General features: G+C 70.6%; 25 protein-coding genes. 20 read left to right on the forward strand and 5 right to left on the reverse strand.

What is annotated here, in order from left to right:
* Window positions 1–34: 34 nt before the first annotated feature.
* The 8 genes from BM070_RS09735 (at window position 35) to BM070_RS09770 (ending at window position 8,042) form a co-directional block, all read left to right on the forward strand.
* Window positions 35–1,198 (forward strand): acyl-CoA dehydrogenase family protein, encoded by a 1,164-nt coding sequence (locus BM070_RS09735; RefSeq protein WP_092939393.1) that lies wholly within the window; start codon window positions 35–37, stop codon window positions 1,196–1,198.
* An 11-nt stretch (window positions 1,199–1,209) separates the two neighbouring features.
* A complete protein-coding gene (locus BM070_RS09740) occupies window positions 1,210–2,409 on the forward strand; it encodes a CaiB/BaiF CoA transferase family protein (protein WP_092939394.1) in 1,200 nt (399 codons plus the stop codon).
* A gap of 75 nt (window positions 2,410–2,484) precedes the next feature.
* Window positions 2,485–3,882, forward strand: a complete 1,398-nt coding sequence (locus BM070_RS09745; RefSeq protein WP_092939395.1) for an MmgE/PrpD family protein — start codon at window positions 2,485–2,487, stop codon at window positions 3,880–3,882.
* Window positions 3,879–4,748: an HpcH/HpaI aldolase/citrate lyase family protein gene (locus tag BM070_RS09750; RefSeq protein WP_092939396.1), complete on the forward strand. Its 870-nt coding sequence runs from the start codon at window positions 3,879–3,881 to the stop codon at window positions 4,746–4,748. Before BM070_RS09745 ends, BM070_RS09750 begins: the two co-directional genes overlap by 4 nt.
* On the forward strand, window positions 4,745–5,422 hold the full coding sequence (locus BM070_RS09755) for an SAM-dependent methyltransferase (protein ID WP_092939397.1): 678 nt from the start codon (window positions 4,745–4,747) through the stop codon (window positions 5,420–5,422). The genes BM070_RS09750 and BM070_RS09755 overlap by 4 nt, the downstream gene beginning before the upstream one ends.
* A gap of 76 nt (window positions 5,423–5,498) precedes the next feature.
* A complete protein-coding gene (locus BM070_RS09760; protein WP_092939398.1) occupies window positions 5,499–6,542 on the forward strand; it encodes a tripartite tricarboxylate transporter substrate-binding protein in 1,044 nt (347 codons plus the stop codon).
* A 14-nt stretch (window positions 6,543–6,556) separates the two neighbouring features.
* Window positions 6,557–6,955 carry a VOC family protein gene (locus BM070_RS09765; RefSeq protein ID WP_092939399.1) on the forward strand — a complete coding sequence of 133 codons (399 nt, stop codon included), beginning with the start codon at window positions 6,557–6,559 and terminating at the stop codon, window positions 6,953–6,955.
* Between the two features lie 133 nt (window positions 6,956–7,088).
* Complete coding sequence (locus BM070_RS09770; RefSeq protein WP_092939400.1) at window positions 7,089–8,042, forward strand: AEC family transporter; 954 nt, start codon at window positions 7,089–7,091, stop codon at window positions 8,040–8,042.
* Between the two features lie 36 nt (window positions 8,043–8,078).
* Here the strand turns inward: BM070_RS09770 and pdxH are convergent, their stop codons facing one another.
* The 3 genes from pdxH to BM070_RS09785 all read right to left on the reverse strand — a co-directional run bounded on the left by pdxH (window position 8,079) and on the right by BM070_RS09785 (window position 10,047).
* Window positions 8,079–8,762 carry a pyridoxamine 5'-phosphate oxidase gene (gene pdxH / locus BM070_RS09775; RefSeq protein WP_092939401.1) on the reverse strand — a complete coding sequence of 228 codons (684 nt, stop codon included), beginning with the start codon at window positions 8,760–8,762 and terminating at the stop codon, window positions 8,079–8,081.
* Between the two features lie 59 nt (window positions 8,763–8,821).
* Window positions 8,822–9,352 carry a superoxide dismutase family protein gene (locus BM070_RS09780; RefSeq protein WP_092939402.1) on the reverse strand — a complete coding sequence of 177 codons (531 nt, stop codon included), beginning with the start codon at window positions 9,350–9,352 and terminating at the stop codon, window positions 8,822–8,824.
* 83 nt (window positions 9,353–9,435) lie between these two features.
* A complete protein-coding gene (locus tag BM070_RS09785) occupies window positions 9,436–10,047 on the reverse strand; it encodes a gamma-glutamylcyclotransferase (RefSeq protein ID WP_092939403.1) in 612 nt (203 codons plus the stop codon).
* A 60-nt stretch (window positions 10,048–10,107) separates the two neighbouring features.
* Here BM070_RS09785 and BM070_RS09790 point away from each other — a divergent pair, with 60 nt between their 5' ends.
* The 6 genes from BM070_RS09790 to BM070_RS09815 all read left to right on the forward strand — a co-directional run bounded on the left by BM070_RS09790 (window position 10,108) and on the right by BM070_RS09815 (window position 18,912).
* Window positions 10,108–10,632 (forward strand): OmpA family protein, encoded by a 525-nt coding sequence (locus BM070_RS09790; protein ID WP_092939404.1) that lies wholly within the window; start codon window positions 10,108–10,110, stop codon window positions 10,630–10,632.
* 114 nt (window positions 10,633–10,746) lie between these two features.
* Window positions 10,747–11,421 carry a response regulator transcription factor gene (locus tag BM070_RS09795; RefSeq protein WP_092939405.1) on the forward strand — a complete coding sequence of 225 codons (675 nt, stop codon included), beginning with the start codon at window positions 10,747–10,749 and terminating at the stop codon, window positions 11,419–11,421.
* On the forward strand, window positions 11,418–12,881 hold the full coding sequence (locus BM070_RS09800) for a sensor histidine kinase (protein ID WP_092939406.1): 1,464 nt from the start codon (window positions 11,418–11,420) through the stop codon (window positions 12,879–12,881). The genes BM070_RS09795 and BM070_RS09800 overlap by 4 nt, the downstream gene beginning before the upstream one ends.
* Window positions 12,882–13,019: 138 nt before the next feature.
* Entirely contained in the window at window positions 13,020–14,258 is a 1,239-nt protein-coding gene (locus BM070_RS09805) for an efflux RND transporter periplasmic adaptor subunit (RefSeq protein ID WP_092939407.1), read from the forward strand.
* 42 nt (window positions 14,259–14,300) lie between these two features.
* Window positions 14,301–17,486 (forward strand): efflux RND transporter permease subunit, encoded by a 3,186-nt coding sequence (locus BM070_RS09810; RefSeq protein ID WP_092939408.1) that lies wholly within the window; start codon window positions 14,301–14,303, stop codon window positions 17,484–17,486.
* Window positions 17,479–18,912 (forward strand): efflux transporter outer membrane subunit, encoded by a 1,434-nt coding sequence (locus tag BM070_RS09815; RefSeq protein WP_245785168.1) that lies wholly within the window; start codon window positions 17,479–17,481, stop codon window positions 18,910–18,912. The genes BM070_RS09810 and BM070_RS09815 overlap by 8 nt, the downstream gene beginning before the upstream one ends.
* Before the next feature lie 33 nt (window positions 18,913–18,945).
* On the opposite strand, the gene gntR is transcribed toward BM070_RS09815, so the two are convergent.
* Complete coding sequence (gntR, locus tag BM070_RS09820; protein ID WP_092939410.1) at window positions 18,946–19,977, reverse strand: HTH-type transcriptional regulator GntR; 1,032 nt, start codon at window positions 19,975–19,977, stop codon at window positions 18,946–18,948.
* 175 nt (window positions 19,978–20,152) lie between these two features.
* On the opposite strand from gntR, the gene BM070_RS09825 reads away from it, so the two are divergent.
* The 6 genes from BM070_RS09825 to BM070_RS09850 all read left to right on the forward strand — a co-directional run bounded on the left by BM070_RS09825 (window position 20,153) and on the right by BM070_RS09850 (window position 25,497).
* The gene (locus tag BM070_RS09825) at window positions 20,153–20,701 is read left to right on the forward strand and encodes a gluconokinase (RefSeq protein WP_245785169.1); all 549 of its coding nucleotides are present in this window, start codon (window positions 20,153–20,155) and stop codon (window positions 20,699–20,701) included.
* Window positions 20,702–20,776: 75 nt separating this feature from the next.
* Window positions 20,777–22,099 (forward strand): MFS transporter, encoded by a 1,323-nt coding sequence (locus tag BM070_RS09830; protein ID WP_092939411.1) that lies wholly within the window; start codon window positions 20,777–20,779, stop codon window positions 22,097–22,099.
* A gap of 94 nt (window positions 22,100–22,193) precedes the next feature.
* Window positions 22,194–24,017, forward strand: a complete 1,824-nt coding sequence (gene edd / locus BM070_RS09835) for a phosphogluconate dehydratase (protein ID WP_092939412.1) — start codon at window positions 22,194–22,196, stop codon at window positions 24,015–24,017.
* Window positions 24,014–24,667, forward strand: a complete 654-nt coding sequence (gene eda, locus BM070_RS09840) for a bifunctional 4-hydroxy-2-oxoglutarate aldolase/2-dehydro-3-deoxy-phosphogluconate aldolase (protein ID WP_092939413.1) — start codon at window positions 24,014–24,016, stop codon at window positions 24,665–24,667. Before edd ends, eda begins: the two co-directional genes overlap by 4 nt.
* Window positions 24,668–24,762: 95 nt before the next feature.
* The gene (locus tag BM070_RS09845) at window positions 24,763–24,975 is read left to right on the forward strand and encodes a hypothetical protein (RefSeq protein WP_092939414.1); all 213 of its coding nucleotides are present in this window, start codon (window positions 24,763–24,765) and stop codon (window positions 24,973–24,975) included.
* A gap of 12 nt (window positions 24,976–24,987) precedes the next feature.
* Window positions 24,988–25,497, forward strand: a complete 510-nt coding sequence (locus BM070_RS09850; protein ID WP_092939415.1) for a GNAT family N-acetyltransferase — start codon at window positions 24,988–24,990, stop codon at window positions 25,495–25,497.
* Window positions 25,498–25,592: 95 nt separating this feature from the next.
* Here the strand turns inward: BM070_RS09850 and gloA are convergent, their stop codons facing one another.
* Window positions 25,593–26,009: a lactoylglutathione lyase gene (gloA, locus tag BM070_RS09855; RefSeq protein WP_092939416.1), complete on the reverse strand. Its 417-nt coding sequence runs from the start codon at window positions 26,007–26,009 to the stop codon at window positions 25,593–25,595.
* Between the last annotated feature and the right edge of the window lie 10 nt (window positions 26,010–26,019).

The raw sequence follows: 26,019 nt of genomic DNA on the forward strand, positions 1-26,019 counted from the left end.
CACCCATTCCATTCATCTCCTCCTGCCCGCATCCATGAACACCATTGCCTCCGACCGCTACCAGGACATCCGCGACGCGGTGCGCGACCTGTGCTCCGAATTTCCCGACGAGTACCACCGCCAGATCGACGCGCAGCGCGCCTATCCCGAGGCATTCGTCGATGCGCTCACCCGCGCCGGCTGGCTGGCCGCGCTGATCCCGCAGGAATACGGCGGCTCCGGGCTGGGCCTGGCCGAGGCCTCGGTCATCATGGAAGAGATCAACCGCGCGGGCGGCAACGCGGGCGCCTGCCACGGCCAGATGTACAACATGGGCACGCTGCTGCGCCATGGCTCCGAGGCGCAGAAGGCCCACTACCTGCCCAGGATCGCCAGCGGCGAATGGCGCCTGCAGTCCATGGGCGTGACCGAGCCCACCACCGGCACCGACACCACCAAGATCAAGACCACGGCCGTCAAGCGCGGCGACCGCTACGTGGTCAACGGCCAGAAGGTCTGGATCAGCCGCGTGCAGCACAGCGACTGGATGATCCTGCTGGCGCGCACCACGCCGCTGCCCGAGGTGGCCAAGAAGAGCGAGGGCCTGTCCATCTTCATGGTGGACCTGCGCCAGGCCGAAAAGAGCGGCATGACCGTGCGGCCCATCGCCAACATGGTCAACCACGAGACCAACGAGCTCTTCTTCGAGAACCTGGAGATCCCGGAAGAGAACCTCATCGGCCAGGAAGGGCAGGGCTTCAGGTACATCCTCGACGGCCTGAACGCCGAGCGCACGCTGATCGCGGCCGAATGCATCGGCGACGGCTACTGGTTCAGCGACCGCATCACCCGCTACGCACGCGACCGGCAGGTGTTCGGCCGGCCCATCGGCCAGAACCAGGGCGTGCAGTTCCCCATCGCCGAAGCCTTCATCGAGGTGGAGGCCGCCAACCTCATGCGCTGGCGCGCCTGCGAGCTGTTCGACGCCGGCCAGCCCATGGGCAAGGAGGCCAACATGGCCAAGTACCTCGCGGCCAAGGCGAGCTGGGAGGCGGCCAACGTCTGCCTGCAATACCACGGCGGCTTCGGCTTCGCCTGCGAATACAACGTGGAGCGCAAGTTCCGCGAGACGCGGCTCTACCAGGTGGCGCCGATCTCCACCAACCTGATCCTCTCGTACGTGGCCGAGCACGTGCTCGGGCTGCCCCGTTCCTTCTGAAGGCCGCTGCCATGAAAGCACCCGCCGCATCCGTCCGTCCGCTCGACGGCATCACCGTGGTCTCGCTCGAACACGCCATCGCCGCGCCCTTCTGCACCCGCCAGCTCGCCGACCTCGGCGCGCGCGTCATCAAGGTGGAGCGCCCCGGCAGCGGCGACTTCGCCCGCGCCTACGACCAGCGCGTCAAGGGCCTGTCGTCGCACTTCGTGTGGACCAACCGTTCCAAGGAAAGCGTGGCGCTGGACCTCAAGCACCCCGAGGCGCTCGAAGCGCTCAAGGCCCTGATCGCCCGCGCCGACGTGCTGGTGCAGAACCTCGCGCCGGGCGCCGCCGCGCGCATGGGCCTGGACTACGCCAGCCTGGCCGCGCAGCACCCGCGCCTCATCGTCTGCGACATCTCCGGCTACGGCGAGGATGGCCCCTACCGCGACAAGAAGGCCTACGACCTGCTCATTCAAAGCGAGGCCGGGTTCCTCTCGGTCACCGGCAGCGCGGGGGAGCCCGCCAAGTCGGGCAATTCGGTGGCCGACATCGCCGCCGGCATGTATGCCTACAGCAGCATCCTGGCCGCGCTGCTGCAGCGCGGGCGCACGGGGCAGGGCGGGCACATCGATGTCTCGATGCTCGAATCGCTGGGCGAGTGGATGGGCTACCCCATGTACTACGCCTTCGACGGCGCACCGCCGCCGCCGCGTGCCGGCGCCGCGCACGCCAGCATCTACCCCTACGGCCCCTTCGCGGCCGGCGACGGCGGCACCGTGATGCTGGGCCTGCAGAACGAGCGCGAGTGGAAGGCGTTCTGCGAGCTGGTGCTGCAGGCGCCCGAACTCGCCACCGACCCGCGCTTCGACGCCAACGCCCGCCGCAACGCGCACCGCGAGGAACTGCAGGCGCTGATCCTCGACACCTTCTCGCGCCTGACCACCGAGGAGGTGCTGCAGCGGCTGGACCACGCCCAGATCGCCAACGCCCGCATGAACGACATGGCCGGGCTCTGGGCCCACCCGCAGCTGCAGGCCCGCGGCCGCTGGCGGCAGGTGGATTCGCCCGCAGGGGAGCTGCCCGCGCTGCTGCCGCCGGGGCGGCATTCGGGCTTCGACTACCGCATGGACGCCATTCCCGCCGTCGGCCAGCACACCGACGCCGTCCTGCACGAGCTGGGCTACGCCGACGAGGCCATCGCCCGCTGGCGGGCCGCCGGCGCCGTGTAGTGGATCAGCGCCGATTCACTATCAAATCAATAGCTATATGCCCAGGCGGATAAAGCGCAAGAGGCCATTTTGACCATGATCTCCACTCACCCCGACGCCCCGGAAAGCCCCGGCGCCACACTGGCCGCCTTCGCGGCGGACCTGTGCTTCTCGCAGATTCCCGAACCCGTCGTGCGCCGCACCGAAGACCTGCTGGTGGACTGGTTCGGCTCCGCCGTGGCCGGCCATGCGGCACGGCCCGTGGCCAGTATCGCGCGGTTCGCGCGCTCGCAGGGGCCGGACACCGGGCCTTGCGAGGTGATCGGCTCGGCCACAGGCACCAGCCCGTATGCCGCCGCCCAGGCCAATGCCGCCGCATCGCACGTGGCCGAGCAGGACGACGTCCACAACGGCTCGGTCTTCCACCCGGCCACTGTGGTCTTTCCGCCCGCGCTGGCGGTGGCGCAGGCCCTGGGCGCCAGCGGGCGCGAGCTGCTCACCGCCTGTGTTGCGGGCTACGAGGTCGGCATCCGCGTGGGCGAGTTCCTGGGCCGCTCGCACTACCGCGTGTTCCACACCACCGGCACGGCCGGCACGCTGGCGGCCGCCGCTGCCGTGGGGCGCCTGCTGGGCCTGGATGCGACCGGCATGCGGCACGCCTTCGGCTCGGCCGGCACCCAGTCCGCCGGACTGTGGGAATTTCTGCGCACCGCCGCCGACAGCAAGCAGCTGCATACGGCGCACGCTGCCGGGGCGGGGCTCATGGCGGCGTATCTGGCGGCCGACGGCTTCACGGGCGCGGCGCAAATCCTCGAAGGCCCGCAGGGCATGGCCGCCGGCATGTCCATCGACGCCGATCCGGCGCGCCTCGCCGATGGCCTGGGCACGCGCTGGGCCACGGCCGAGACCTCGTTCAAATACCACGCCAGCTGCCGCCACACGCACCCCGCGGCCGACGCGCTGCTGCAGGTCATGCAGGCGCACGGCCTCGGCCCGCAGGACTTGGCGCGGGTGGTCACGCACGTCCACCAGGGCGCCATCGACGTGCTGGGGCCGGTGACGAACCCGGCCACCGTGCACCAGAGCAAGTTCTCGATGGGCACGGTGCTGGCGCTGGTGGCGCAGTACGGGCACGCGGGGCTCGCCGAATTCGATGCCCACTACCGGAGCCGCGCCACCCAGGCGCTGTGCGGCATGGTCGAGATGGCGCTGGACGCCGAGGTGGACGCGGCCTATCCGCGCCGCTGGATCGGCAAGGTCACCGTCATCACCACCGACGGACGCATGCTCCACGGCCGGGTGGACGAGCCCAAGGGCGACCCCGGCAACACGCTGAGCCGCGCGGAAATCACCGCCAAGGCCCTGCGGCTGGCCGAGCACGCGGGCGGCGTACCGCCTGCGACCATGCAGGCGGCCGTGGAGCGCCTGTGGGGCGTGGCGGGCTGGTCTGCGGTGGGCCGGCTGCTGCCGGCCGTAGAGGAGGGCGGCGCATGAGCCCCGACCGCCACTCCCACCCGCTGGCCGCGGCGCGCAGCCTGCTGTTCGTGCCCGCCGACCGGCCCGAACGCCTGCCCAAGGCGCTGGCGAGCGGCGCCCATGCCGTCATCGTCGATCTGGAAGACGCGGTGGCGCCGGCCGCCCGTCCGGCCGCGCGCGCTGCACTGGCTGCCGCCTGGAGCCAAGTGGGCCCTGCCGACCGGCGCCGCGTGGCGGTGCGCGTGAACGGCATGGCGACCCAGGAGCACGCCGAAGACATCGCCCTGGCGCAGCGCCTCGCCGGCGACGGGCTGGAAGCGCTGGTCGTCCCCAAGGCCGAATCGGGCTCGCTCCTCGGCGCCCTGGCCGTCCGCCTGGGCATGGCGCTGCTGCCGCTCATCGAAACCGCCGAGGGCGCGGCGCAGTTGGACGCCATCGCCGCCGCGCCTGGCGTGCTGCGCCTGGCCCTGGGCCATATCGACCTGCAGGCCGATCTGGGCATGGCCTGCGGCCCGGACGAAGCCGAGCTGGCGCCGCTGCGCTGGTCGCTGGTGCTGGCCAGCAGCCGCGCCGGGTTGCCGCCGCCCGTCGATGGCGTGACCACCGCCGTGGGCGATGCCGAGCGGCTGGCGGCCGACACGGCCCGCGCGCGGCGGTTCGGCTTCGGCGGCAAGCTGTGCATCCATCCGGCGCAGCTGCCCGGCGTGCATGCGGCGTTCGCGCCCTCCTCCGCGCAGCTCGACTGGGCGCGCCGCGTACAGCAGGCCAGCGCCCAGGCCCAGGGCGGGGTCTGCAAGGTTGACCGCACCATGGTGGATGCGCCCGTACTCGCGCTTGCGCAACTCATCCTGCGCGATGCGCCGCAGGCGGTGGTGGTGGCATGACGGACGGCCGCAGCACCCAGCCCGCGCCCGCCCAGGCCCCGGAGCAGCGCCTGCGCACCTTCTGGAACCAGCGCTACGGCGCGCCCGACTACGTCTATGGCACGGAGCCCAATACATTCCTGGTGCAGCACCTGCCCGCGCTGCGCCCCGGCGCCCGCGTGCTCTGCCTGGCCGACGGCGAAGGCCGCAACGGCGTGTGGCTGGCCCGGCAGGGCTGCGACGTGACCTCGGTGGACATCGCGCCCGCTGGCAGCGCCAAGACCGAAGCGCTGGCCCGCAGGCACGGCGTGCACATAGCCACCCTCACCGAAGACGTCACGCGCATGGACTGGGGTTCCGCCGCAACTGGCGGCGCTGGCTGGGACGCGATCGTCTCCATCTTCCTGCACCTGCCTGCCGCATCGCGGCGGCGCCTGCACCGGAGCGCGGCGCAGGCGCTGCGCCCGGGCGGGCTATTCCTCTGGGAGGCCTACGGCCCCGGGCAGCTGGGCCAGTCCACGGGCGGTCCGCAGACGGCGGAGCTGCTGCCGCCACTGACCGAGGTGCGCGAGGACTTCGCAGGCACCGGCTGCACCGTCCTGCACCAATGGGCCGGCTGGCGCGAGGTGCGCGAAGGCGCACTGCATAGCGGGCAGGGCTGCGTCACCCAGCTGGTGCTGCAGCGGCCGGGCTGAAAGGGCCGGCGCCGCGCATCCCGCCCGCACCGTTTTTCCTCTGTCAGCCACATCACCATCACAGGAGACAACTGCCATGCAAGCGCTCGCCACTTCCCCCATTCCCACCCGGCGCGGCCTGCGCCGCTGGGCCGCGCTGGCCTGTGCGGCCGCCGCCGCCTGGGCGCTGGCCCATGCGGGCGCCGCGAACGCGCAGGCCCAGGCCCAGGCCGGGAGCTTTCCGGACAAGCCCGTGACCCTGGTCATCCCCTTCGCCGCAGGCGGGCCGACCGACGTGGTGGCGCGCATGCTGGCCGTGCCCATGGGCAAGTCCCTGGGCCAGACGGTCATCGTCGAGAACGCCGCGGGCGCGGGCGGCACCATCGCCGCCGCCAAGGTGGCACGCGCGCCGGCCAACGGCTACACCATCTTCCTGCACCACATGGGCATGGCGACGGCGCCAGCGCTCTACAAGAAGCTCAGCTTCGACCCGGTCAAGGACTTCGACCCCATCGGCCAGGTGGTGGACGTACCCATGACCCTGCTGGCGCGCAAGGACTTCCCGGCGAACGACCTGCAGGGCGTGCGGGCCTACATCAAGGCCCACCAGGGCCAGGTCACGCTGGCCAATGCCGGCCTCGGCGCCGTGTCGCACCTGTGCGGCCTGCTGTTCATGTCGCAGATCGGCGAGGAGCTGACCACCGTGCCCTACAAGGGCACGGGCCCGGCCATCAACGACCTGCTGGGCGGGCAGGTGGATCTGCTGTGCGACCAGACCACGCAGACCGTGCCCTTCATCAAGGACGGCCGCGTCAAGGTTCTGGGCGTGACGGTGCCCCAGCGCCTGGCCGCCTTGCCGAATGTGCCCACGCTGGACGAGCAGGGCCTCAAGGGCTTCGACGTCAAGGTCTGGCACGGGCTCTACGCCCCGCACGGCACGCCGCCTGCGGTCATCAGGAAGCTCAACGAGGCGCTGAATGCGGCCCTGCAGGACCCGGCGGTGCGCCAGCGGCTGACCGATCTGAGCTCCGACGTGCCCGCGCCCGACAAGATCACGCCCGAAGGCCTGCGCACCCACCTCGCGGCCGAGATCGCCAAGTGGGGCCCGGTGATCCGCAAGGCAGGCATCTACGCCGACTGAACCGGGGCCCGACCATGATCCGCAGCCTGGACCACCTCGTCCTCACCACCGCCGACGAGGCGGCCTGCATCCGCTTCTATACCGACGTGCTCGGCATGCGCCTGGAAAGCTTCGTGGGCGGCTCGCCGCCCGTGGAGCGCCGGGCCTTCGCCTTCGGCGCGCAGAAGATCAACCTGCACGTCAAGGGCCGGGAATTCGAGCCCAAGGCCCACACGCCGGTGCCCGGCGCGCTGGACCTGTGCTTTCTGGCATCGGTGCCGCTCGACGCGGTGATCGAGAGGCTCGGCCAGCTGGGCGTGCCCATCGCCGAGGGGCCGGTGCTGCGCACGGGCGCGGTGTCCCGCATCCGCTCGGTGTACGTGCGCGACCCGGACCTGAACCTCATCGAGATCTCGGAGCCCGTGGTGGACTGAGCGGGCAGGGCCGCATTGCGGGGCTCCTGCGCCCGCCCGTGGCCCCGGGGCGGCGGATAATCGCGCACCTGCCCGCCATGCATCTGCCTGTCACGCCTGTGCTGCGGCTTTCGCCTTCCGCCCGCTCCCGCCTTTGAACTCCCCCGTCTTCTCCTCCCTCATCCCGGTGCTGCTGGGCATCGGCATCGGCTTCGGCGCAGCCCGCATCGGCTGGGTGCGCGCCGCAGCCATCAAGGACCTTTCGAACATCGTGTTCCTAGTGCTCACGCCGGCGCTGCTGTTTCGCACCATGGCCGGCGTGCGCGTGCAGGACCTGGACTTCGAGCCGGTGGGCCTGTATTTCCTCGCCAGCAGCCTGCTTTTCGCGGGCACCATGGCCTTCTGCGGCTTTTCCACGCGGGCGGCGGCGCGGGGCCTGGCCCACATGTTCAGCAACACGCTGATGATCGGCGTGCCGCTGATCGGGCTGCTCTACGGCCAGGCCGGGCTGGTCACGCTGCTGACGCTGATCTCGCTGCATTCGCTGATCCTGCTGACCGGCGCCACCATCGTCTTCGAGCTGGCCGAAGCGCGCGAGCAGCAGCGCGCGGGCCTCGCCACGCCGCGCCCCATGGCCTGGACGGTGCTGCTGGCGGTGAAGAACGGCATCATCCACCCGGTGCCGCTGCCCATCCTGGCGGGCCTGGTGCTGGCGCAGACCGGCTGGCACCTGCCCGAGGTGGTGGACAAGCCCCTGCAGGTGCTGGGCTCCGCGCTCGGGCCCATCGCGCTGCTGCTGGTGGGCATCACCCTGGCCTACAGCCGCATCGGGGCGCACTGGCGCGCGGCGCTGGGCATCGCGCTGGTCAAGAACCTGGTGCACCCGATGCTGGTCTTCGCGCTGGCCTGGGCGCTGGGCCTGAGCGGCACATCGGTGGCCGTGATGTTCGCTGTGGCGACCCTGCCGGTGGGCGCCAACGTGTTCCTCTTCACCCAGCGCTACGGCGTGATGCAGGACGAGGTTTCCTCCAGCATCGCCATATCCACCGGGCTCGCGCTGCTCACGCTGCCGCTGGTGCTGGCGGCCACGCGCTGGCTGCCGCACTGAGCGGCAGCTGCTGAGGCCGCAGGCCCAGCGGAAAGATCAGGGCGCCAGGCGTTCGCGCAGCCAGGCGCCGGCTTCGAGCCGGTAGTGCAGCCGGTCGTGCAGGCGGCTCTTGCGGCCCTGCCAGAACTCCCATTGCTCGGGCTTGAGGCGGTAGCCGCCCCAGTGCGGCGGCCGCGGCGGGTTGAGCAGAAACTGCGCGCCGTAGCGCGCCGCATTGGCGACCAGTACGCCGCGCCCGGAAATCACCTGGCTTTGCGGGCTGGCCCAGGCGCCAATGCGCGAATCCAGCGGCCGGCTGGCGAAATAGGCATCGCTTTCCTCGTCGCTCACCTTTTCCACCGTGCCTTCGATGCGCACCACGCGCTCCAGCTCCACCCAGTGGAACTGCAGCGCGGCGAAGGGGTTGCCCGCCAGCTGGCGGCCCTTGCGGCTGTCGTAATTGGTGTACCAGACGATGCCGCGCTCGTCGTAGCCCTTGATGAGCACCACGCGGGTGCTGGGGCGCAGGTCCGCGCCCACCGTGGCCAGGGTCATGGCGTTGGGCTCGGGAATCTGGGAAGCCACGGCCTCGTTCAGCCACTGGTCGAACTGGCGCAGCGGATCGGTGTGGGAGGCGTCTTCGCTGAGCTCGGCGCGCTCGTAGCTCTTGCGCAGGTCGGCGACGGCGGACGACAGCGGAGCGGGGGAGGGGGAAGAAGAGGAAGGATGGCTGGCGGTCATGCGGGGGATTGTGCCCGCATGACCCCTGCCCGGGCGCGCCCCAACGGCGCGCGGCAGGCTTACTTGGCGGCCTGGATCACGGCGCAGGCGAGGCGCGCGCCGGAATTGCCCGTGGGCTGGGTCACGTAGTCGTCGGCATTGGCATGCACGATCAGGCCGCGGCCGATGATGTCGGTCACGCCGCTGCCCACGGTGAAGCTGCGCGTCTCGAACGTGAAGCGCGCCACGCCGTTCGCGTCGGCCACCAGGCTGGGCAGGTCGCCCGTGTGGTGGTCGCCATGGCCGAAGTGGCCGTGTGGCTTGCCGGTGGGGTTGAAGTGGCCGCCTGCGCTGTTGCCGTCGCCGCTGGAGCAGTCGCCCTTTTCATGGACGTGGAAGCCGTGCTCCGTGCCGGGCTTGAGGCCGCGCACCTCGCCCGTCACGCGGACCAGGTCGCCCTGCTGCACGAAGCGCACATCGCCCGTGGTCTGGTTGCCGCGCGTCGGCTGCAGCTGCGCGGTGGCGGCGGGGCCGGTGGGGGACATGCTGGCGCAGCCGGCAAGGGCCGCGGCGCCGAGGCCGAGCAGGAAGAGGCGGGAAGTCGATCGCATGGAATGGCTCCTGATGGTGGTGTGCGCCGCGGATCATCCACCATGCCGAGCGCGGGGCCACGTCGGACGGAGCCGATGGGTTCTCAGCGCGGGCCTTCGTCTGCCCCCGGGCGCGGCGCCAGCGCCAGCAGCCGGCCCAGCGCCTGGTCGTCGATGCCCATGCGCTGCAGCTCGTCGTAGGTGGCCTGGGCGTAGTCGAGCGTGGTGCCGTAGATGCCGGCCGCCTCGCTGAAGATGCGCCGGTATTCGGCATCGGGCAGCACGCCGGCATGGCTGGGGCTGCGGCGCGAGAGGGTGAAGGCCAGCGCGCGCACGGGGCCCTGCGGCGTCTGGCAGGTGACCCAGCGCGGGTCATAGACGCCCAGCACCATCTCGCGCTGCCAGAGCGGCGGCATGATCTGCGGCACGAGCTTGCGTTCGATGCGGTAGGCCATGCCATGGCAGCTGCCGCCCGAGAGCATGCCGAAGACCAGCCCCGGGCATTCCGGCGTGCCCCGGTTCACGCGGCTCCACATCTTCAGCGCCCGGTGCCAGCCGTGCACCTTGGCCGGGCGCCGTTCGGCGTAATCGAAGTCGGGGCGCCAGATCAGCGAGCCGTAGCCGAAGATCCAGAGGTCCGTGGTGCCCCCCCATTCGGCCAGCGTCGCCTCGAGCATCGGAGCGGGGTCGCGCACGGGAGCGGCTATCGAAGGCATGTGGAGACTCTACAATTTGCGGGTTTTGTCCAACCCATCATTATTTACGGAGTTTTCACCATGTCCTTCAGCAGTTCCGACGACGACAGCCAGCAACGTTTCGCCCTTGGGCTCGTGTTCGTGCTGATCGCCCTGGTGGTGAGCTCCGTGGTGGGCGTCACCGTGTACAAGCAGCGCAGCCATGCCCGCGCCGAACCCGCCGCCGTGGTGGAAGAGCCCGCCGGTACCCCCGTGGTGGCCGTGAACGACGAAGTCGCCCGCGTGGTGGTCGATGGCGCCGTGGTGCGCTTTTACTTCGCCACGGGCAGCGCCGCCGTGACGCCCGAAGCCCAGCCGGCCCTCGCCGACATCGCCCGCGCCGTGTCCAACGGCCGCTCGGTGATCGTGTCCGGCTTCCATGACGCGACCGGCGACGCCGCCGCCAACGAAGAGCTGGCCAAGCAGCGCGCACTGGCCGTGCGCGAAGCCCTGGTGGCCGCCGGCGTGCCGCAAGAGAAGATCGAGCTGCGTAAGCCCCAGGTCACCCAGGCCGACGGCAACAACGCCGAAGCCCGCCGCGTCGAAGTGACGCTGGCACCGGTCTGACCCCCTTCGGCGGCCGCAGCACCTGCGCCGCCATGGCAGGCACGAACCCAAGCCCGGTCCGCCGGGCTTTTTTGCGGGCGGCCGCAACCCGAGGCTTGATGGAGGGCGATCCCCATGCGAATCCTTGTCGTGGAAGATGATCCGGCGCTGCGCCTGGGCATCCGCCGCATGCTGCAATCCGAAGGCTGGCAGGTGGACGTGGTGACCGACGGCGAACTGGCGCTCACCGCCGTGGCCACGGCCGACTACGACGCGGCCGTGCTCGACCTGGGCCTGCCCCGGCGCGACGGCCTGCAGGTGCTGCGCAGCTGGCGCGAGCAGCGGCGCGACCTGGCGGTGCTGATCCTCACCGCACGCGACGAGCTCAGCCAGCGCGTGCAGGGCCTGAACGACGGCGCCGACGACTTCCTGGCCAAGCCTTTCGAATCGGTGGAGCTGGTGGCGCGCCTCAGGGCGATCACCCGCCGGCGCAGCAAGGGCCTGGCGACCAACCTGCTGCGCATCGGCGCCCTGAGCTTCGACACCGAAAGCCGCGAGCTGCGCCGGGGCGAGGAGCGCCTGCCGCTGAGCCCGCGCGAAGCCGCGCTGGTCGAGCTGCTGATGGCCTCGCCGGGCAAGGCCGTGCCCAAGAACCGCATCGTCTCGGCCATGTCCACCTGGGAGACCGATTTCAGCGCCAACGCGGTGGAGATCTACATCCTGAAGCTGCGGCGCAAGCTGGCCGACAGCGGCGTGGCCATCGTCACCGTGCGCGGCGTGGGCTACGCCATGGAAGCGGAGCAGCCGTGAAGCGGATCGGCCCCTGGACCTGGCGCCGCGCCACCAGCCTGCGCCGCAAGCTGGTCGCACCGCTGCTCTGGACCTGGGTCATCTCGGCCGTGCTGGCATCGCTGGCGGCCTTCTGGCTCACGGGCCGCGCCACCCAGCTGGTGATGGACCGGGCCCTGCACGACGATGCGGTGGCGCTGGCGTCGCAGATCCGCTGGGATGCGGCCGGCCCGCGCCTGGGCGTCGATTCGCACACCGCGGCCTCGATGGTCTATGACTCCTTCGCGCCCACGCGCTACACGCTGCGCACCGACGAAGGCATCGTGCTGGCCGGCAATGCCGAACTCTCGCTGCCCGTCCACCTGAGCCAGGGCCAGGGCGAGGCGGCTGGCGATTCCGTCTTCTTCGACCACGCCACGCCCTGGGGCCACCTGCGGCAGGTGGCGATGCACGTGCAGCGCGCGGGCTCCCCGGGGGTCTGGGTCATCGTGGGCGAATCGGTGCTCAAGCGGCAGATCCTGAGCAAGGAACTGGCCTGGGCGATCTTCCTGCCCGCCATCGCTCTGGGCTTTCTGATCGTGCCCCTGGTGCTGACGGGCGTGCGCCGCGGGCTGGAGCCCGCGCAGGCGGTGAGCCAGGCCATGGCGCGGCGCGGCATCGACGACCTTTCGCCGCTGCCACTGGACGAGGTGCCCGACGAGCTGCGCAGCATGGTGCAGCACACCAACGACCTGCTGCGCCGGCTGGCCGAGGCCGTGCATTCCGAGCGGCGCTTCATCTCCGACGCCGCGCACCAGCTGCGCACGCCGGTGGCCGGCATCCGCCTGCTGGTGGAGGACCTGCGCCGCGTGCACCAGGCCGACCCGCACCAGCCGCCCGATGCGGAGGTGCTCTTCGAGCTGCATTCCGCCGCCGACCGTGCCACCCGCCTGGTGCGCCAGCTGCTGTCGCTGGCCCACAGCAGCGGCGCCGGTGCCACGGCCGCCGAACCCGTCGCGCTGGCGCCGCTGGTGCGGCGCGTGGCCGGGCGCCATGCCCAGGCGGCGGCGGCTGCCGGCAAGGCGATCCATCTCGGCGCCGGCCTGCGGGAAGAGGAGGGCCTAGAGGGTGCAGAGGGCGCCGACGACGGTCCGCAGGCCCTGGCGCTGCCGCTGCTCTTGGAAGAAGCCCTGGCCAACGTGCTGGACAACGCCATCCGCTATGGCGGCGCCCGGGTGCAGGTGGATCTGCTGCCCGAGCCCTCCCTGCCCGGCGGCGGCTGGTGCGTGCAGGTGCAGGACGACGGCCCCTCGCTGCCGCCCGAGCAGCGCGAGAACATGCTCGCGCCCTTCTGGCGGGGCGATGCCTCGGCCTCCGAAGGCTCGGGCCTGGGCCTGCCGATCGCCAGCAAGGCCCTGCGGCAGATGGGCGGCGACCTGCCCATGCCCGACGTGCCGCCGCAGGGCGGCACCCGTGTGCGGCTTCTGGTGCGCGGCGCCTGAGCCGCGAGGGGCGGGCGAGGCGCTCCAGCCGCCCGCCCGCCGCAGCCCGGCGGGCATTAAGCCAATACAAAGGGTTTACCACGAAGAATCGCGCCGCTCGAAGGCCTCGTGGTGAGGTCTTGCAACCGGATGCGACTCATGGAAACCAATTCTTCGCTCTCCCGCCACCGGCTGGCCTGGGGGACCGGCGCCGCCGCCATGCTGGCCATTGCCGTGTCTGCGGCCGTCTTGCTGCTCCCGTCCCGCGAATCGGCCGCGGCCGGTGCGCCGCAGGAGGGCACGCCCGAGCTGTCGCATGCGGGCAAGGTGGCGCCCGGCGTGGTGCGCGTCTCGAACAGCCAGTCCGTCACGCTGGACCTGGGACCGGCCGGCCAGCGCGCCTTCGACGACGTGCAGCAGGCCATCGGCAACATCGACTTCGACCAGGACCGCACGGTGCCCGTCACCACCGCCTATGCGGGCCGCATCGCGCGGGTGCTGGTCAAGGCCGGCGACAACGTGCGCGCCGGGCAGACGCTCTACACCGTGAACGTGCCCGACATCGCGCAGGCCGCGTCCACGCTGGTTTCCACGGCCGGCACGCTGCGCTCGGCGAGCGAGACCCTGCGCCGCGCGCAGGCCCTGGTGGCGGACAACAGCATCCCCCAGAAGGAATACCAGCAGAACCTGTCGGACCAGCAGGCGGCCGACGCCGCCTACCGCGCCGCGCGCAAGACGCTGCAGCTCTTCGGCCTCTCGGAAGCCGACATCCAGCACATCGAGCGCGACCACGCCATCGACGTCGAGATGCCGGTCAAGAGCCCCATCGAGGGCCGCGTCGTCGCCCGCGCCGCCCAGCCGGGCCTGCTGACCCAGCCCGCCGCCTCGCCCGCACCGGTCACGGTGTCGGACCTGCGCACGCTCTGGATGGTGGCCAACGTGCCCGAATCGGATTTCGCCCACTACAAGGTCGGCCTGCCGGTCAGCGTGCGCGTGCAGGCCTGGCCCGACAAGGTCTTCGACGGCCGCATCAGCTACGTGGGCGACACGGTCGATGCCGGCACGCACCGCTTCGCCGTGCGCGCCGACGTGGCCGATCCGGCCCACCTGCTGCGCCCGCAGATGCTGGCGGACTTCCGCATCACCCTGGCCGCGCCGCAGCAGGGCACGGCCGTGCCCGCGACGGCCGTGGTGCGCGAGACCTCGGGCACCAACGTGGTCTGGGTGGCGCAGGGCGCCCAGGACCCGCTGGGCGTGCGGCTGCAGCGCCGCGCCGTGACCCTGGGCCACAGCGAGGACGGGCAGGTGCAGATCACCGCCGGCCTGCAGCCGGGTGACCGGATCGCGCGCCGCAACGCGCTGATGCTGAGCAACCTCTACGAGACCGACGCCGAATAAGGGCGCGCTTCTGTCCGCCGATTCCTTGCAGGAGCCTCCCCCGTGTTTCGACCCCTTCTGGCCTTCGTGCTATCGCGCCGGCCCATCGTGCTGCTGGGCCTGCTGGCCTTCATGGTCGCCGGCGTCATCGCCTTCCTCCACCTCAACGTGGAGGCCTACCCCAATCCCGCGCCGGTGATCCTGGAGATCACCGCGCAGGCGCCCGGCCTCTCGGCCGAGGAAATGGAGCGCTACTACACCCGTCCGATGGAAGTGGGCCTGGCCACCACGCCGGGCGTGGACAACATCCGCTCCACCTCGTTCTACGGCCTGTCGTTCGTGCGCGTGACCTTCAAGTACGGCACCGACTACTACTTCGCGCTCTCGCAGGTGGCCAACAACCTGCAGTCCAACGTCAGCCTGCCGAACAACGTGCAGCCGCAGATCCAGGCCTCCAGCCTGGTGGGCGAGATCCTGCGCTACCAGGTCAAGGGCCCGCCGGGCATGAGCCTGACCCAGCTGCGCACGCTGCAGGACTGGGTCATCCAGCGCCGGCTGCTCACCGTACCGGGCGTGGCCCAGGTGGTGACCTGGGGCGGCACCACCAAGGAATACCACGTGGAGCCCGACCCGAAGCTGCTGGAATCGCGCGGCGTGACGCTGCAGCAGCTGATCTCGGCCATCGGCAACGCCAACCTCAACGTGGGCGGGCGCGCCATCAGCGTGGGCGACCAGTCGGTCAACATCCGCGGCCTGGGCGCGGTCGAGAACCTGGCCGACATCGGCAACGTGGTCATCAGCCAGCAGAACGGGCTGCCCATCCAGGTCAAGGACGTGGCGCGCATCTCCGAAGGCACGGTGCCGCGCCTGGGCGAGGCCGGCCGCGACGACCAGAACGACGTGGTGACCGGCGTGGTCATCATGAACCGCACGCTGCACACCAAGGACGTGATGGCCCGGGTGGAGCAGGCCGTGGAGAAGATCAACACCGACCACAGCCTGCCGCCCGGCGTGCATCTGGCGCCTTACTACGACCGCTCGGCGCTCGTCAACGTGACCACGCACACCGTGCTGCACAACCTCGTGTTCGGCTGCCTGCTGGTGTTCCTCATCCAGTGGATCTTCCTGGGCGACCTGCGCAGCGCCATCATCGTGAGCGTGAACATCCCGTTCGCGCTGTTCTTCAGCATCATGATCCTGGTGCTGACCAACGAATCGGCCAATCTGCTGTCGCTCGGGGCGGTGGACTTCGGGATCATCGTGGACTCCGCGGTGATCCTGGTGGAGAACATCTTCCGCAACTTCCAGCGCAGCCGCGCCGAGCAGTCCACGGCGCTGCATGCGCTGGCGCGCGAGCCCGACGGCGCCGCGCTCAACCCCGCCACTGGCTGGACGGCCCGGCTGCGCACCATCTACCTGAGCGCGCGGCAGGTGGACAGCTCCGTGCTGTTCTCCACCTGCATCACCATCGCCGCGTTCACCCCGCTCTTCACCATGCAGGGCGTGGAGGGGCAGATCTTCGGGCCCATGGCGCGCACCTACGGCTACGCCCTGGCCGGCGCGCTGCTGGCCACCTTCACCATCACGCCGGTGCTGGCCAGCTACCTGTTGCCGCGCAAGATCGAGGAGAAGGAGACCTTCATCGTGCGCAGCATCCACCGCGCCTACAAGCCCGCGCTGCACTGGGTGCTGGCCCATGCGCGCACCACGGTCGTGATCGGCTGCGTGGCGCTGGTGGCCGGCGGCCTGCTGGCGAGCCGGCTGGGCAGCGAATTCCTGCCCGCGCTGGAAGAGGGCAACCTCTGGATCCGCGCCTCCATGCCGCCCACCATCTCGCTGGAGGCGGGCACGGCCCAGGTCAACCGTATGCGCGAGCTGATCAAGTCCTACCCGGAGGTCATCACCGTCGTGTCGCAGCACGGCCGGCCCGATGACGGCAGCGATGCCTCGGGTTTCAACAACGTGGAGCTGTTCGCGCCGCTCAAGCCCTTCGACGAATGGCCCGCCGGCATGACCAAGGAACGCCTGGTGGCCGAGCTGCAGGCCAAGTTCGACAACGAATTCCCGGGCGTGGGCTTCAACTTCTCGCAGTACATCCAGGACAACGTGGAGGAGGGCCTCTCGGGCGTGAAGGGCGCCAACTCGGTCAAGATCATCGGCCCCGACCTGCCCACGCTGGAACACCTGGCCGACCAGGTCATGGGCGTGATGCGGCAGATCGACGGCGTGGCCGACCTCGGAACCTTCCACACGCTGGGCCAGCCGAACATGAACATCCACATCGACCGCGCCCGCGCCGCCCGCTACGGGCTGAACACGGGCGACGTGAACGCGACCATCCAGGCGGCGCTGGCCGGCACCAGCGCCACCACGGTGATGGAGGGCGACCGCCAGTTCGGCCTGACGGTGCGCTTCCCCCAGAACCAGCGCGGCAGCATCGATGCGGTGCGCGCGCTGCGCATCGGCTACACCACCAGCGGCGGCGGCACGGCCTTCATCCCGCTGACCGACGTGGCCACCATCTCGCTGGACACGGGCGCGACCTACATCTACCACGAGAGCAACGAGCGCTACATCCCGATCAAGTTCAGCGCCCGCGGGCGCGACCTGGGCAGCACGGTGTCGGAGGTGCAGCGCAAGGTGGCCGAACAGGTCAAGCTGCCCGAGGGCTACCGCATCAGCTATGCCGGCGAGTTCGAGGAACTGCAGCAGGCCAAGGCGCGCATGCTGGTCGCCATTCCGCTCGCGGTGGCGCTGATCGTGGTGCTGCTCTACGCGCTCTTCAGCAACTTCGCCTACAGCCTGCTCACGCTGGCGGCCGTGCCCTTCACCGTGCTGGGCGGGATCCTGGCGCTCTGGGTGTCGGGCCAGGTGCTGAGCGTGTCGGCGGTGATCGGCTTCATCTCGCTGCTGGGCGTGTCGGTGATGGACGGCATCCTGATCCTGACCTGCTTCAAGGAGCTGCGCCAGGCCGGCCGCGATGCGACGGAGGCCATCACCGAAGCCTATGAAAGCCGCATGCGGCCCCTGCTGATGACGGCGCTCTCGGCCTGCATCGGCCTGTTTCCGGCCGCCATGTCGCACAGCATCGGCAGCGAGGTGCAACGGCCGCTGGCCACCGTGGTGGTGGGCGGCATGCTGATCGGCCCGCTGTTCCTGCTGCTGGTCGTGCCCGCGCTGCGCCTGCTGGTGCTGCGGCGCATGAAATCGTCCAACCGTCGCCAGGGCCTGGGAGGCAAGCGTGTCTGATGTCCACATGATCCGTCGGCGCGCAGCCGTCGCCGCCGCGGTGGCCGCCGCCGCACTGGCCCTGGGCGGCTGCGCCGTCGGCCCCGACTACGCCGCCCCGGCCACGCCCCTGCCGGCCCATCTCACGCGCGACGCGCTGCAGCTGCCCCGGCAGACGGCGCCTGCCACCGCGCAGTGGTGGAAGGTGTTCGGCAGCCAGCCGCTCGACACGCTGGTGGAAGAAGCCCTGGCGCAGAACCCCACGGTGGCCGCCGCCCGCGCCACCCTGCGCGCGGCGCAGGAAAGTGCAGCCGCCCAGCGCGGCGCCTACTACCCGCAGCTGCAGCTGAGCCAGAACAACACCCGGCAGAACACCGGGCGCACCCAGCAGTCGCCGCTCAATTCGGGCGACACGGTGTTCAACTACCGCACGGCCCAGCTCAGCGTGGGCTATACGCCGGACCTCTTCGGCGGCAACCGGCGGCAGGTCGAATCGCTGGAGGCCTCGGCCGAGCAGCAGCGCTGGCAGCTCGAAGGCGCCCGCCAGACCCTGGTGAGCAACCTGGTGGGCGCCGTGCTGCAGGCCGCCTCGCTCAAGGAGCAGGTGGACCGGACCGGCCAGGCCGTCGAGGCCATGCAGGAGCAGCTGCGCGTGATGCGCAACCTGCAGCGCTCGGGCTACGCCAGCGGCCTGGACGTGGCCACGCAGGAGAACCTGCTGAGCCAGGCCCAGCAGGCGCTGCCGCCCCTGCAAAAGCAGCTGGAGCAGACCCGCAACCTGGTCGCCGTGCTGACCGGCCGCACGCCCGATGCGCAGCTGCCGCTGCTGTCGTCCCTGCGGCTGGCCGATCTGGCTGCGCCACCGCTGCCGCAGGCCGTGCCCTCGCAGCTGGTGGCCCAGCGGCCCGACGTGCGCGCCGCAGAAAGCGCGCTGCATGCCGCCAGCGCCGCCATCGGCGTGGCCCAGGCGGCGCGGCTGCCGCAGCTCTCGCTCACGGCGGCCTACGGCGGCGGCGCCACGAACTTCGGCAGCATGTTCTCGGCCGGCAACGTGGTGTGGTCGGTGGGCGCCGGGCTGCTGGCGCCGCTCTTCGACGGCGGCACGCTGGCCGCGCGCCAGCATGTGGCCGAGGCGCAGTTCGACGCCGCCGCCGCCAGCTACCGCGGCGCGGTGCTGACGGCCTTCCAGAACGTGGCGGACACGCTCTATGCGCTCTCCATCGACCAGCGCGCGCTGCAGGCGGCCGATGCCAGCGTGGCGGCCACGCGCTCGTCATACGAGCTGACGCGCGCGCAGCTCGCCCAGGGCTATGCCTCGCGGCCGTCGATGCTCGCGGCGCAGCAGGCCTGGCTGCAGGCCAGCGCGGCCCGCACGGCGGCCTACGGCACGCTGCTGGGCGACAGCGTGGCGCTTTACCAGGCGGTGGGCGCGCCGGTGGAGCCCTGAGGCGTCGGTGAGAAGAGGGCAGGGCGACCGGGCTCAGGTGCTTTCGCGCACCACCAGCTCGTAGCCCAGCTCGATGCAGTCCGGCCCCGCAGGCTCGCCGCGCATGCGGCGCAGCAGCATGGCGGCGCCTTCGCGGCCGACCTCGGCGCGGGGCGTGCGCACGGTGGTCAGCGGCGGCACCATCTGGTCGCTGCCCGCCAGGTCGTTGAAGCCGGCCACCGCGATGCGCCCCGGCACCGCCACGCCCAGGCGGCTCGCGGCCAGCAGGCCGCCCTGGGCGATGTCGTCGTTGCAGAAGAAGATGGCGTCCACGTCGGGCAGGCGGCGCAGCACGTCCTCGAACAGCCGCGCGCCCAGGGCGATGGACGAGCTCTCCGGGCTCAGCACCTCCAGCGCCGGGTCATGCAGGCCCGCTTCGCGCAGGGCACGGCGGTAGCCCTCGGCGCGCTGCAGCGTGCGCGGGTCCAGCTGCGCCGCGCAGAAGGCGATGCGGCGCCGGCCGCGCTCCAGCAGGTGGCGGGTGATCGCCGCGCCTGCATCGGTCTGCGAAAAGCCCACGCAGGCCACGCCGGGCTCGCCGCTGGTTTCCATCAGATGCACGCAGGGCACGCCGCTGCGCGCGATGAGCTGGCGGGCCGCCTCGCTGCGGTCGAAACCGGTGACCAGCAGGCCGGCAGGGCGGTGCGGCAGGTAGGTGCGCAGCAGCAGTTCCTCTTCGGCCGCGTCGTAGTGGGTCACGCCGATCAGCGGCTGGAAGCCTTCGGGGAACAGCGTGCGGTGCACGGCTTCGAGCAGATCGACGAAGAGGGCGTTCGACAGCATGGGCACCAGCACCAGCACCTGGCTGCTGCGCTGGGAGGCGAGGGCGCGCGCGGCGGGGTCGGGCACGTAGCCCAGCTGCTCGGCGGCGGCGCGGGCGCGTTCGGCAAGTTCCGGCGCCACGGCGCGTTCTCCGCGCAGGGCGCGCGACACGGTGATGGGGCTCACGCCCGCGGCGCGGGCCACGTCCTGCAGGGTGACTCGGCCGGTGGCGCGGCGGCGTTCGCGGGGAGGCTGATCGTTCATCGGGAGGGGGTGATCCGGGTGTAAACCCTAGCAGGAGAGCCCTGCAGTATGAAATAGGATAGCGCTATCCAAGCGGCTCGGGTGTGCTTTTGCCACGCACGAGCCGCTGGCATCGGGGCTCTGGCAGCCCTTTTTTGCACGCGATGAAGATAGCGCTATCCCAAGGAGAAGATCGATGGAGACACGAACCGAGCCCGCCTGGCTGGTGGTCATGGGCGTATCCGGCTGCGGCAAGTCCAGCCTGGGACAGGCGCTGGCGGCCGACCTGGGCCTGCCGCTGATCGAAGGCGACGACTTCCACCCCGAAGCCAACATCCGCAAGATGCAGAGCGGCACGCCGCTCAACGACGAAGATCGCGCCGGCTGGCTGATCCGGCTGGGTGAGGAGCTGGCCTCGCGCCCCGCCGGCGCCGTGCTGACCTGCTCGGCCCTGAAGCGCGCCTACCGCGACCGCCTGCGCTCCGCCGTGCCGGGCCTGCGCTTCGTCTTCATGCAGATCGACAAGTCCGAGGCCCTGGCCCGCGTGCAGGCCCGCTCGGCGGTCCACATCTTTCCCGCCAGCCTGGTGGACAGCCAGTTCCAGACGCTGGAATCGCCCGTGGGCGAGCCGGGCGTGCTGTCCGTGCCCGCCACCGCGCCGCTGGCGCAGTCTGCCGCCCAGGTGCGTGCCTGGCTGCAGGCCGAAGCGAGACCCGCATTGCCGGCGGCCCCGGCTCAGTCCTGAGCGCCGTTTTTCACGCCCCGCCCCGCGCTGTCGCGACAGCAGGTCGGGCCCGTTCATTCCAACGATGGAGACACCATGACGACAACATCCTCCTCATCACCATCTTCCACGGCGGCCGTACCGGGCCGCGTGCCCGGCCGGCGCTGGCGCATCGGCGGCCTGCTGGGCGTGGGCGTGCTGGTCAACTACTTCGACCGGCTCAGCCTGTCGGTGGCGGCACCCCAGATCCAGGCGGAATTCCATCTTTCGCCCGAGCAGATCGGCTTCTTCCTCTCGGCCTTCTTCTGGACCTATGCGCTGCTGCAGGTGCCCGCCGGCATGCTGCTGGACCGCTACGGCCCCACGCGCATCGGCCGCTGGGGCGCCCTGGCCTGGGGCGTCGCCTCCACGCTGACGGCGCTGGCCGGCGGCTGGGGCGGCATCTTCATCGCGCGCATGCTGCTGGGCATCGCCGAGGCGCCGGGCTTCATGGTGAGCTCCAAGGCCACCGGCTACTGGTTCCCGCGCGGCGAGCGCGCGCTGGCCACCGCCATCTTCGATGCGGCGGCCAAGTTCTCGAACGTGATCGGCGTGCCGCTGGTGGCCTTCGTGGTCGTGGGCTTCGGCTGGCGCTGGGGCTTCGGCATCTGCGCGGCGCTGAGCTTCGCGTACTTCTTCGCCTTCCTGCTGATCTACCGCGACCCGAGCAAGGATGACAAGCTCACCGACGCCGAGCACCGCTATATCGTCGAAGGCGGCGCCACGCCCGAAGGCGCGCCCGCCGGCGGCACCAGCGGCATGCTGGGCTACCTGCTGCGCCAGCCCAAGGTCTGGGGCCTGATGCTGGGCTTCGCGGCCTACGGCTATTCGTTCTACCTGTTCCTGACCTGGTTGCCGGGCTACCTGGTGCAGACCATGCACATGAGCATCATCAAGTCGGCCGGCTTCGCGGCCATTCCCTGGATGGTGGCGACGCTCACCGACCTGTTCGTGGGCGGCTGGCTCATCGACCACCTGATCGCCAAGGGCCATTCCGAATCCAAGGTGCGCAAGACCGTGCTGGTCTGCGGCATGGTGATGGGCCTGGCCGTCTTCGGCGCCACGCAGACCACCGACCCGGTCTGGGCCATCGTGTGGATCTCCATCGCGCTGGGCGGCCTGGCGGCTGCGGCGCCGGTGGGCTGGTCGCTGCCCTCGCTGATCGCGCCCAAGGGCGGGGTGGGCACGGTGGGCGGCCTGATGAACTTCGGCAACAACCTGATGGGCGCGGCCGCACCCATCGCCACCGGCCTGATCGTGGGCGCCACCGGCTCGTTCGTGAACGCCTTCCTGCTGGCGGGGGCGATCCTGCTGGTCGGCATCGTCGCGTTCGTGTTCCTGATGGGGCGCATCGAACCGATCGCCGAGCCCGGAGTCTGACGGCCAGTCGTCCCACGTCCGCGTGTCCTGCCGGTTGGTAGGATACGGAACAGCCGCCTCCTGCGAGGCGGCTCTTTTCTTGAAGCCCCACGCCATGACCACCCTCCACCCCACCGTTCACGCCGTCACCGAGCGCATCCGCGAGAAAAGCCGCGGCACGCGCACGGCCTACCTGCAACAGATCGACAAGCTGGGTTCCCGCGACCGGGGCGCCGACCGCATGGGTTGCGCCAACGTGGCCCATGCCTTCGCCGGCATGCCCCAGAACGACAAGCTGCGCGTGGTGGCGGCCAAGGCGCCCAACATCGGCATCGTCAACGCCTACAACGACATGCTCTCGGCCCATGCGCCGCTGCAGCATTACCCCGACCTCATCAAGGACGAGGCACGCAAGCACGGCGCCACCGCCCAGGTGGCCGGCGGCGTGCCGGCCATGTGCGACGGCGTGACCCAGGGCACGCCCGGCATGGAACTGAGCCTCTTCAGCCGAGACGTGATCGCCATGGCCACGGCTGTGTCGCTGAGCCATGATGTGTTCGACGCCGCCCTGATGCTGGGCGTGTGCGACAAGATCGTGCCCGGCCTGCTGATCGGCGCGCTGCAGTTCGGCTACCTGCCCACCGTCTTCGTGCCGGCCGGCCCGATGACCTCGGGCCTGTCGAACAACGCCAAGGCCAAGGTGCGCGAGCAGGCCGCCCAGGGCCTGGTGGGCCGCGCCGAGCTGCTGGAGGCCGAATCCGCCGCCTATCACAGCGAAGGCACCTGCACCTTCTACGGCACGGCCAACAGCAACCAGATGCTGCTGGAAGCCATGGGCCTGCACGTGCCCGGCACCGCCTTCATCAACCCCGGCCAGGAACTGCGCCAGGAACTGACCCGCGAGGCCGCCCGCACCGTGCTGGCCAAGAGCTGCACGCCCATCGGCAAGCTGGTCGATGAACGCACCATCGTCAACGCCATGGTGGCGCTGCTGGCCACGGGCGGCTCCACCAACCACCTGATCCACTGGGTGGCGGTGGCGCGCGCAGCCGGCATCGTGATCGACTGGGACGACTTCGCCCAGCTCTCCCACGCCGTGCCGCTGCTGGCCCGCGTCTATCCCAACGGCAGCGCCGACGTGAACCAGTTCCAGGCGGCGGGCGGCCCCGGCTACGTGCTGCGCGAGCTGCTCGACGCCGGCCTGATGCACGAAGACGTGCTCACCGTGCGCGCCGGCGGCATCCGCGAATACACCCGCCTGCCCGGCGAAGCCCAAGGGCAGGGCGGGGCAGGGCGCCTGGCCTGGACCGACATCGGCGCCAGCGGCGACGACAGCGTGCTGCGCCCGGCCACCGATCCGTTCAGCGTCACCGGCGGCCTCAAGCTGCTGCAGGGCAACCTGGGCCGCAGCGTCATCAAGGTCTCGGCCGTGCCGGAAGACCGCCACATCATCGAGGCGCCCGCGGCCGTGTTCGGCTCGCAGGCCGAGCTGCAGGCCGCCTTCCAGGCCGGCGAGCTGGACCGCGACGTGATCTGCGTCGTGCGCTGGCAGGGCCCCCAGGCCAACGGCATGCCCGAGCTGCACAAGCTCACCCCGCCTCTGGCCGTGCTGCAGGGCAAGGGCTTCCGCGTGGCGCTGGTCACCGACGGCCGCATGAGCGGCGCCTCGGGCAAGGTGCCCGCCGCCATCCACGTCTCGCCCGAAGCCCATGCCGGCGGCCCGCTGGCGCGGGTGCAGAACGGCGACGTCATCCGCCTGGACGCGGTGGCCGGCACGCTCGAAGTGCGGGTCGATGCCGACGCCTGGAACGCCCGCACCCCGGCCGTGATGCCCGCGGCGCAGGGCGTGGACAATGCCCATGGAATGGGCCGTGAACTGTTTGCCGGATTCCGGCGCAACGCGCTCAGCGCAGAAGAAGGAGCCTGCTCGTGGCTGTGAACGTGAATGGACAGAATGCTGTATTGACCGCGCAGGACGTGATGCGCGATGCGCCGGTCATCCCGGTCATCGTGCTCAATGACGTAGCCCACGCCGTGCCCATGGCCCGCGCGCTGGTGGCAGGCGGCATCCGCATGCTCGAAGTGACGCTGCGCACGCCCCAGGCCCTCGCCTGCATGGAAGCCATCGCCCGTGACGTGCCCGAGGCCGTCGTCGGCGCCGGTACCGTGCGCAGCGCGGCCGATGCCCAAGCCGCCGCCCGCGCCGGCGCCCGCTTTGCCGTGAGCCCCGGCTTCACCCCCGCCGTGGGCAGCGCCTGCCGCGACCTGAACCTGCCCCTGCTGCCCGGCGTGGCGACCGGCAGCGAAATCATGATGGCGCAGGAAGAGGGCTTCGGCGCGCTCAAGTTCTTCCCCGCCGTGCAGGCCGGCGGCCTGGCCATGCTCAAAGCCTGGCAGGGCCCCTTCGGCGACGTGGTGTTCTGCCCCACGGGCGGCATCCAGCCCGGCAATGCGGCCGAATTCCTGGCGCTGGGCAACGTGGCCTGCGTGGGCGGCTCGTGGCTGGTGCCGGCGGATGCTCTGGCATCCGGCGACTGGGCCCGCATCACCGAACTGGCCCGCGCCGCCGCAGCCCTGCGCAAGGCATAGTGACGGCCCCGGCATCGCCTGCCAACCCGGCAGGCGATGCCCCATCACGGCTCACGGCATTTCTCCGATCGATCGATTGATTGACTGCACACCCCATGAAAACCATCGACGAGATGCTGAACCTGGAACTGCTCACCCCCGAGCAGCACGGCCAGATCGATGCCTGGATCGCCCAGGCCGGCTCCCCCGAAGAGATCCTGCAGATGCCCGCACCGCTCTGGCAGGCCGTAGAGAGGGCGAGCCAGGCCATGGGCGTCAACGAAGACCTGCTGCGTCCGCCCTCGCTGGATGCCGGTATGCCCCTGTAATCACTCTCACCAATGACCTCCCTGACGATCCGCCCCGCGACCCGCGAAGACATCCCCACCATCCTGCACTTCGTGCGCGAACTGGCCATCTACGAAAAGGCCGAACACGAAATGCAGTCCACGAGCGCCCATCTGGAGCGCACGATGTTCTGCGAGAACCCGGCCGTCTTCGGCCTCATTTGCCTCGACGGCGACACGCCTGTGGGCTTTGCGGTCTATTTCTTCAACTACTCCACCTGGCAGGGCCGCCACGGCCTCTACCTGGAAGACCTCTACGTCTCGCCCGAATGCCGGGGCAGGGGAGCGGGCAAGGCCCTGCTGCAACACCTGGCGGCCATCGCCGTGGACAAGGACTGCGGCCGGTTCGAATGGAGCGTGCTGGACTGGAACGCACCGTCCATCGCCTTCTATGACAGCCTGGGTGCCAAGCCCCAATCGGAATGGATCCGGTATCGGATGACGGGGCAGGCGCTGGAAGACCTGGCTGCCCAGGCACCGCAAAGCCGGCCGGCAACCGTCTGAGAACACGCCAAACAAAAAAGGGCTGGATCGCGATCCAGCCCTTGTCACATCAGCGCATACCGCTATTCAAGCTATAGCAGATGCCGCGAGTTCGGTCAGCGCAGGCCGGTGCCCGCAGACACGTCGTCCTTGCGCTCTATCAGCTCGATCTTGTAGCCGTCCGGGTCCGTCACGAAGGCGATGACCGTCGTGCCGCCCTTGACCGGACCGGCCTCGCGCGTCACGTTACCGCCGGAGGCCTTGATCTTCTCGCAGGCCGCATAGGCGTCGGGCACGCCCAGGGCGATGTGGCCGTAGGCCGTGCCCATGTCGTAGCTCTCGGTGCCCCAGTTGTAGGTGAGTTCGATCTCGGCCTGGCCGGGGTTGCCGCCGTCGAAGCCCAGGAAGGCCAGCGAATACTTGTACTCGGGGTTTTCGGACGTGCGCAGCAGCTGCATGCCCAGGACCTTGGTGTAGAAATCAATCGAGCGTTGAAGGTTGCCAACGCGCAGCATCGTGTGGAGGAATCTCATGCACTCATTG

The sequence above is a fragment of the Paracidovorax wautersii genome (genome assembly GCF_900113035.1).
Lineage (GTDB): Bacteria > Pseudomonadota > Gammaproteobacteria > Burkholderiales > Burkholderiaceae_C > Paracidovorax > Paracidovorax wautersii.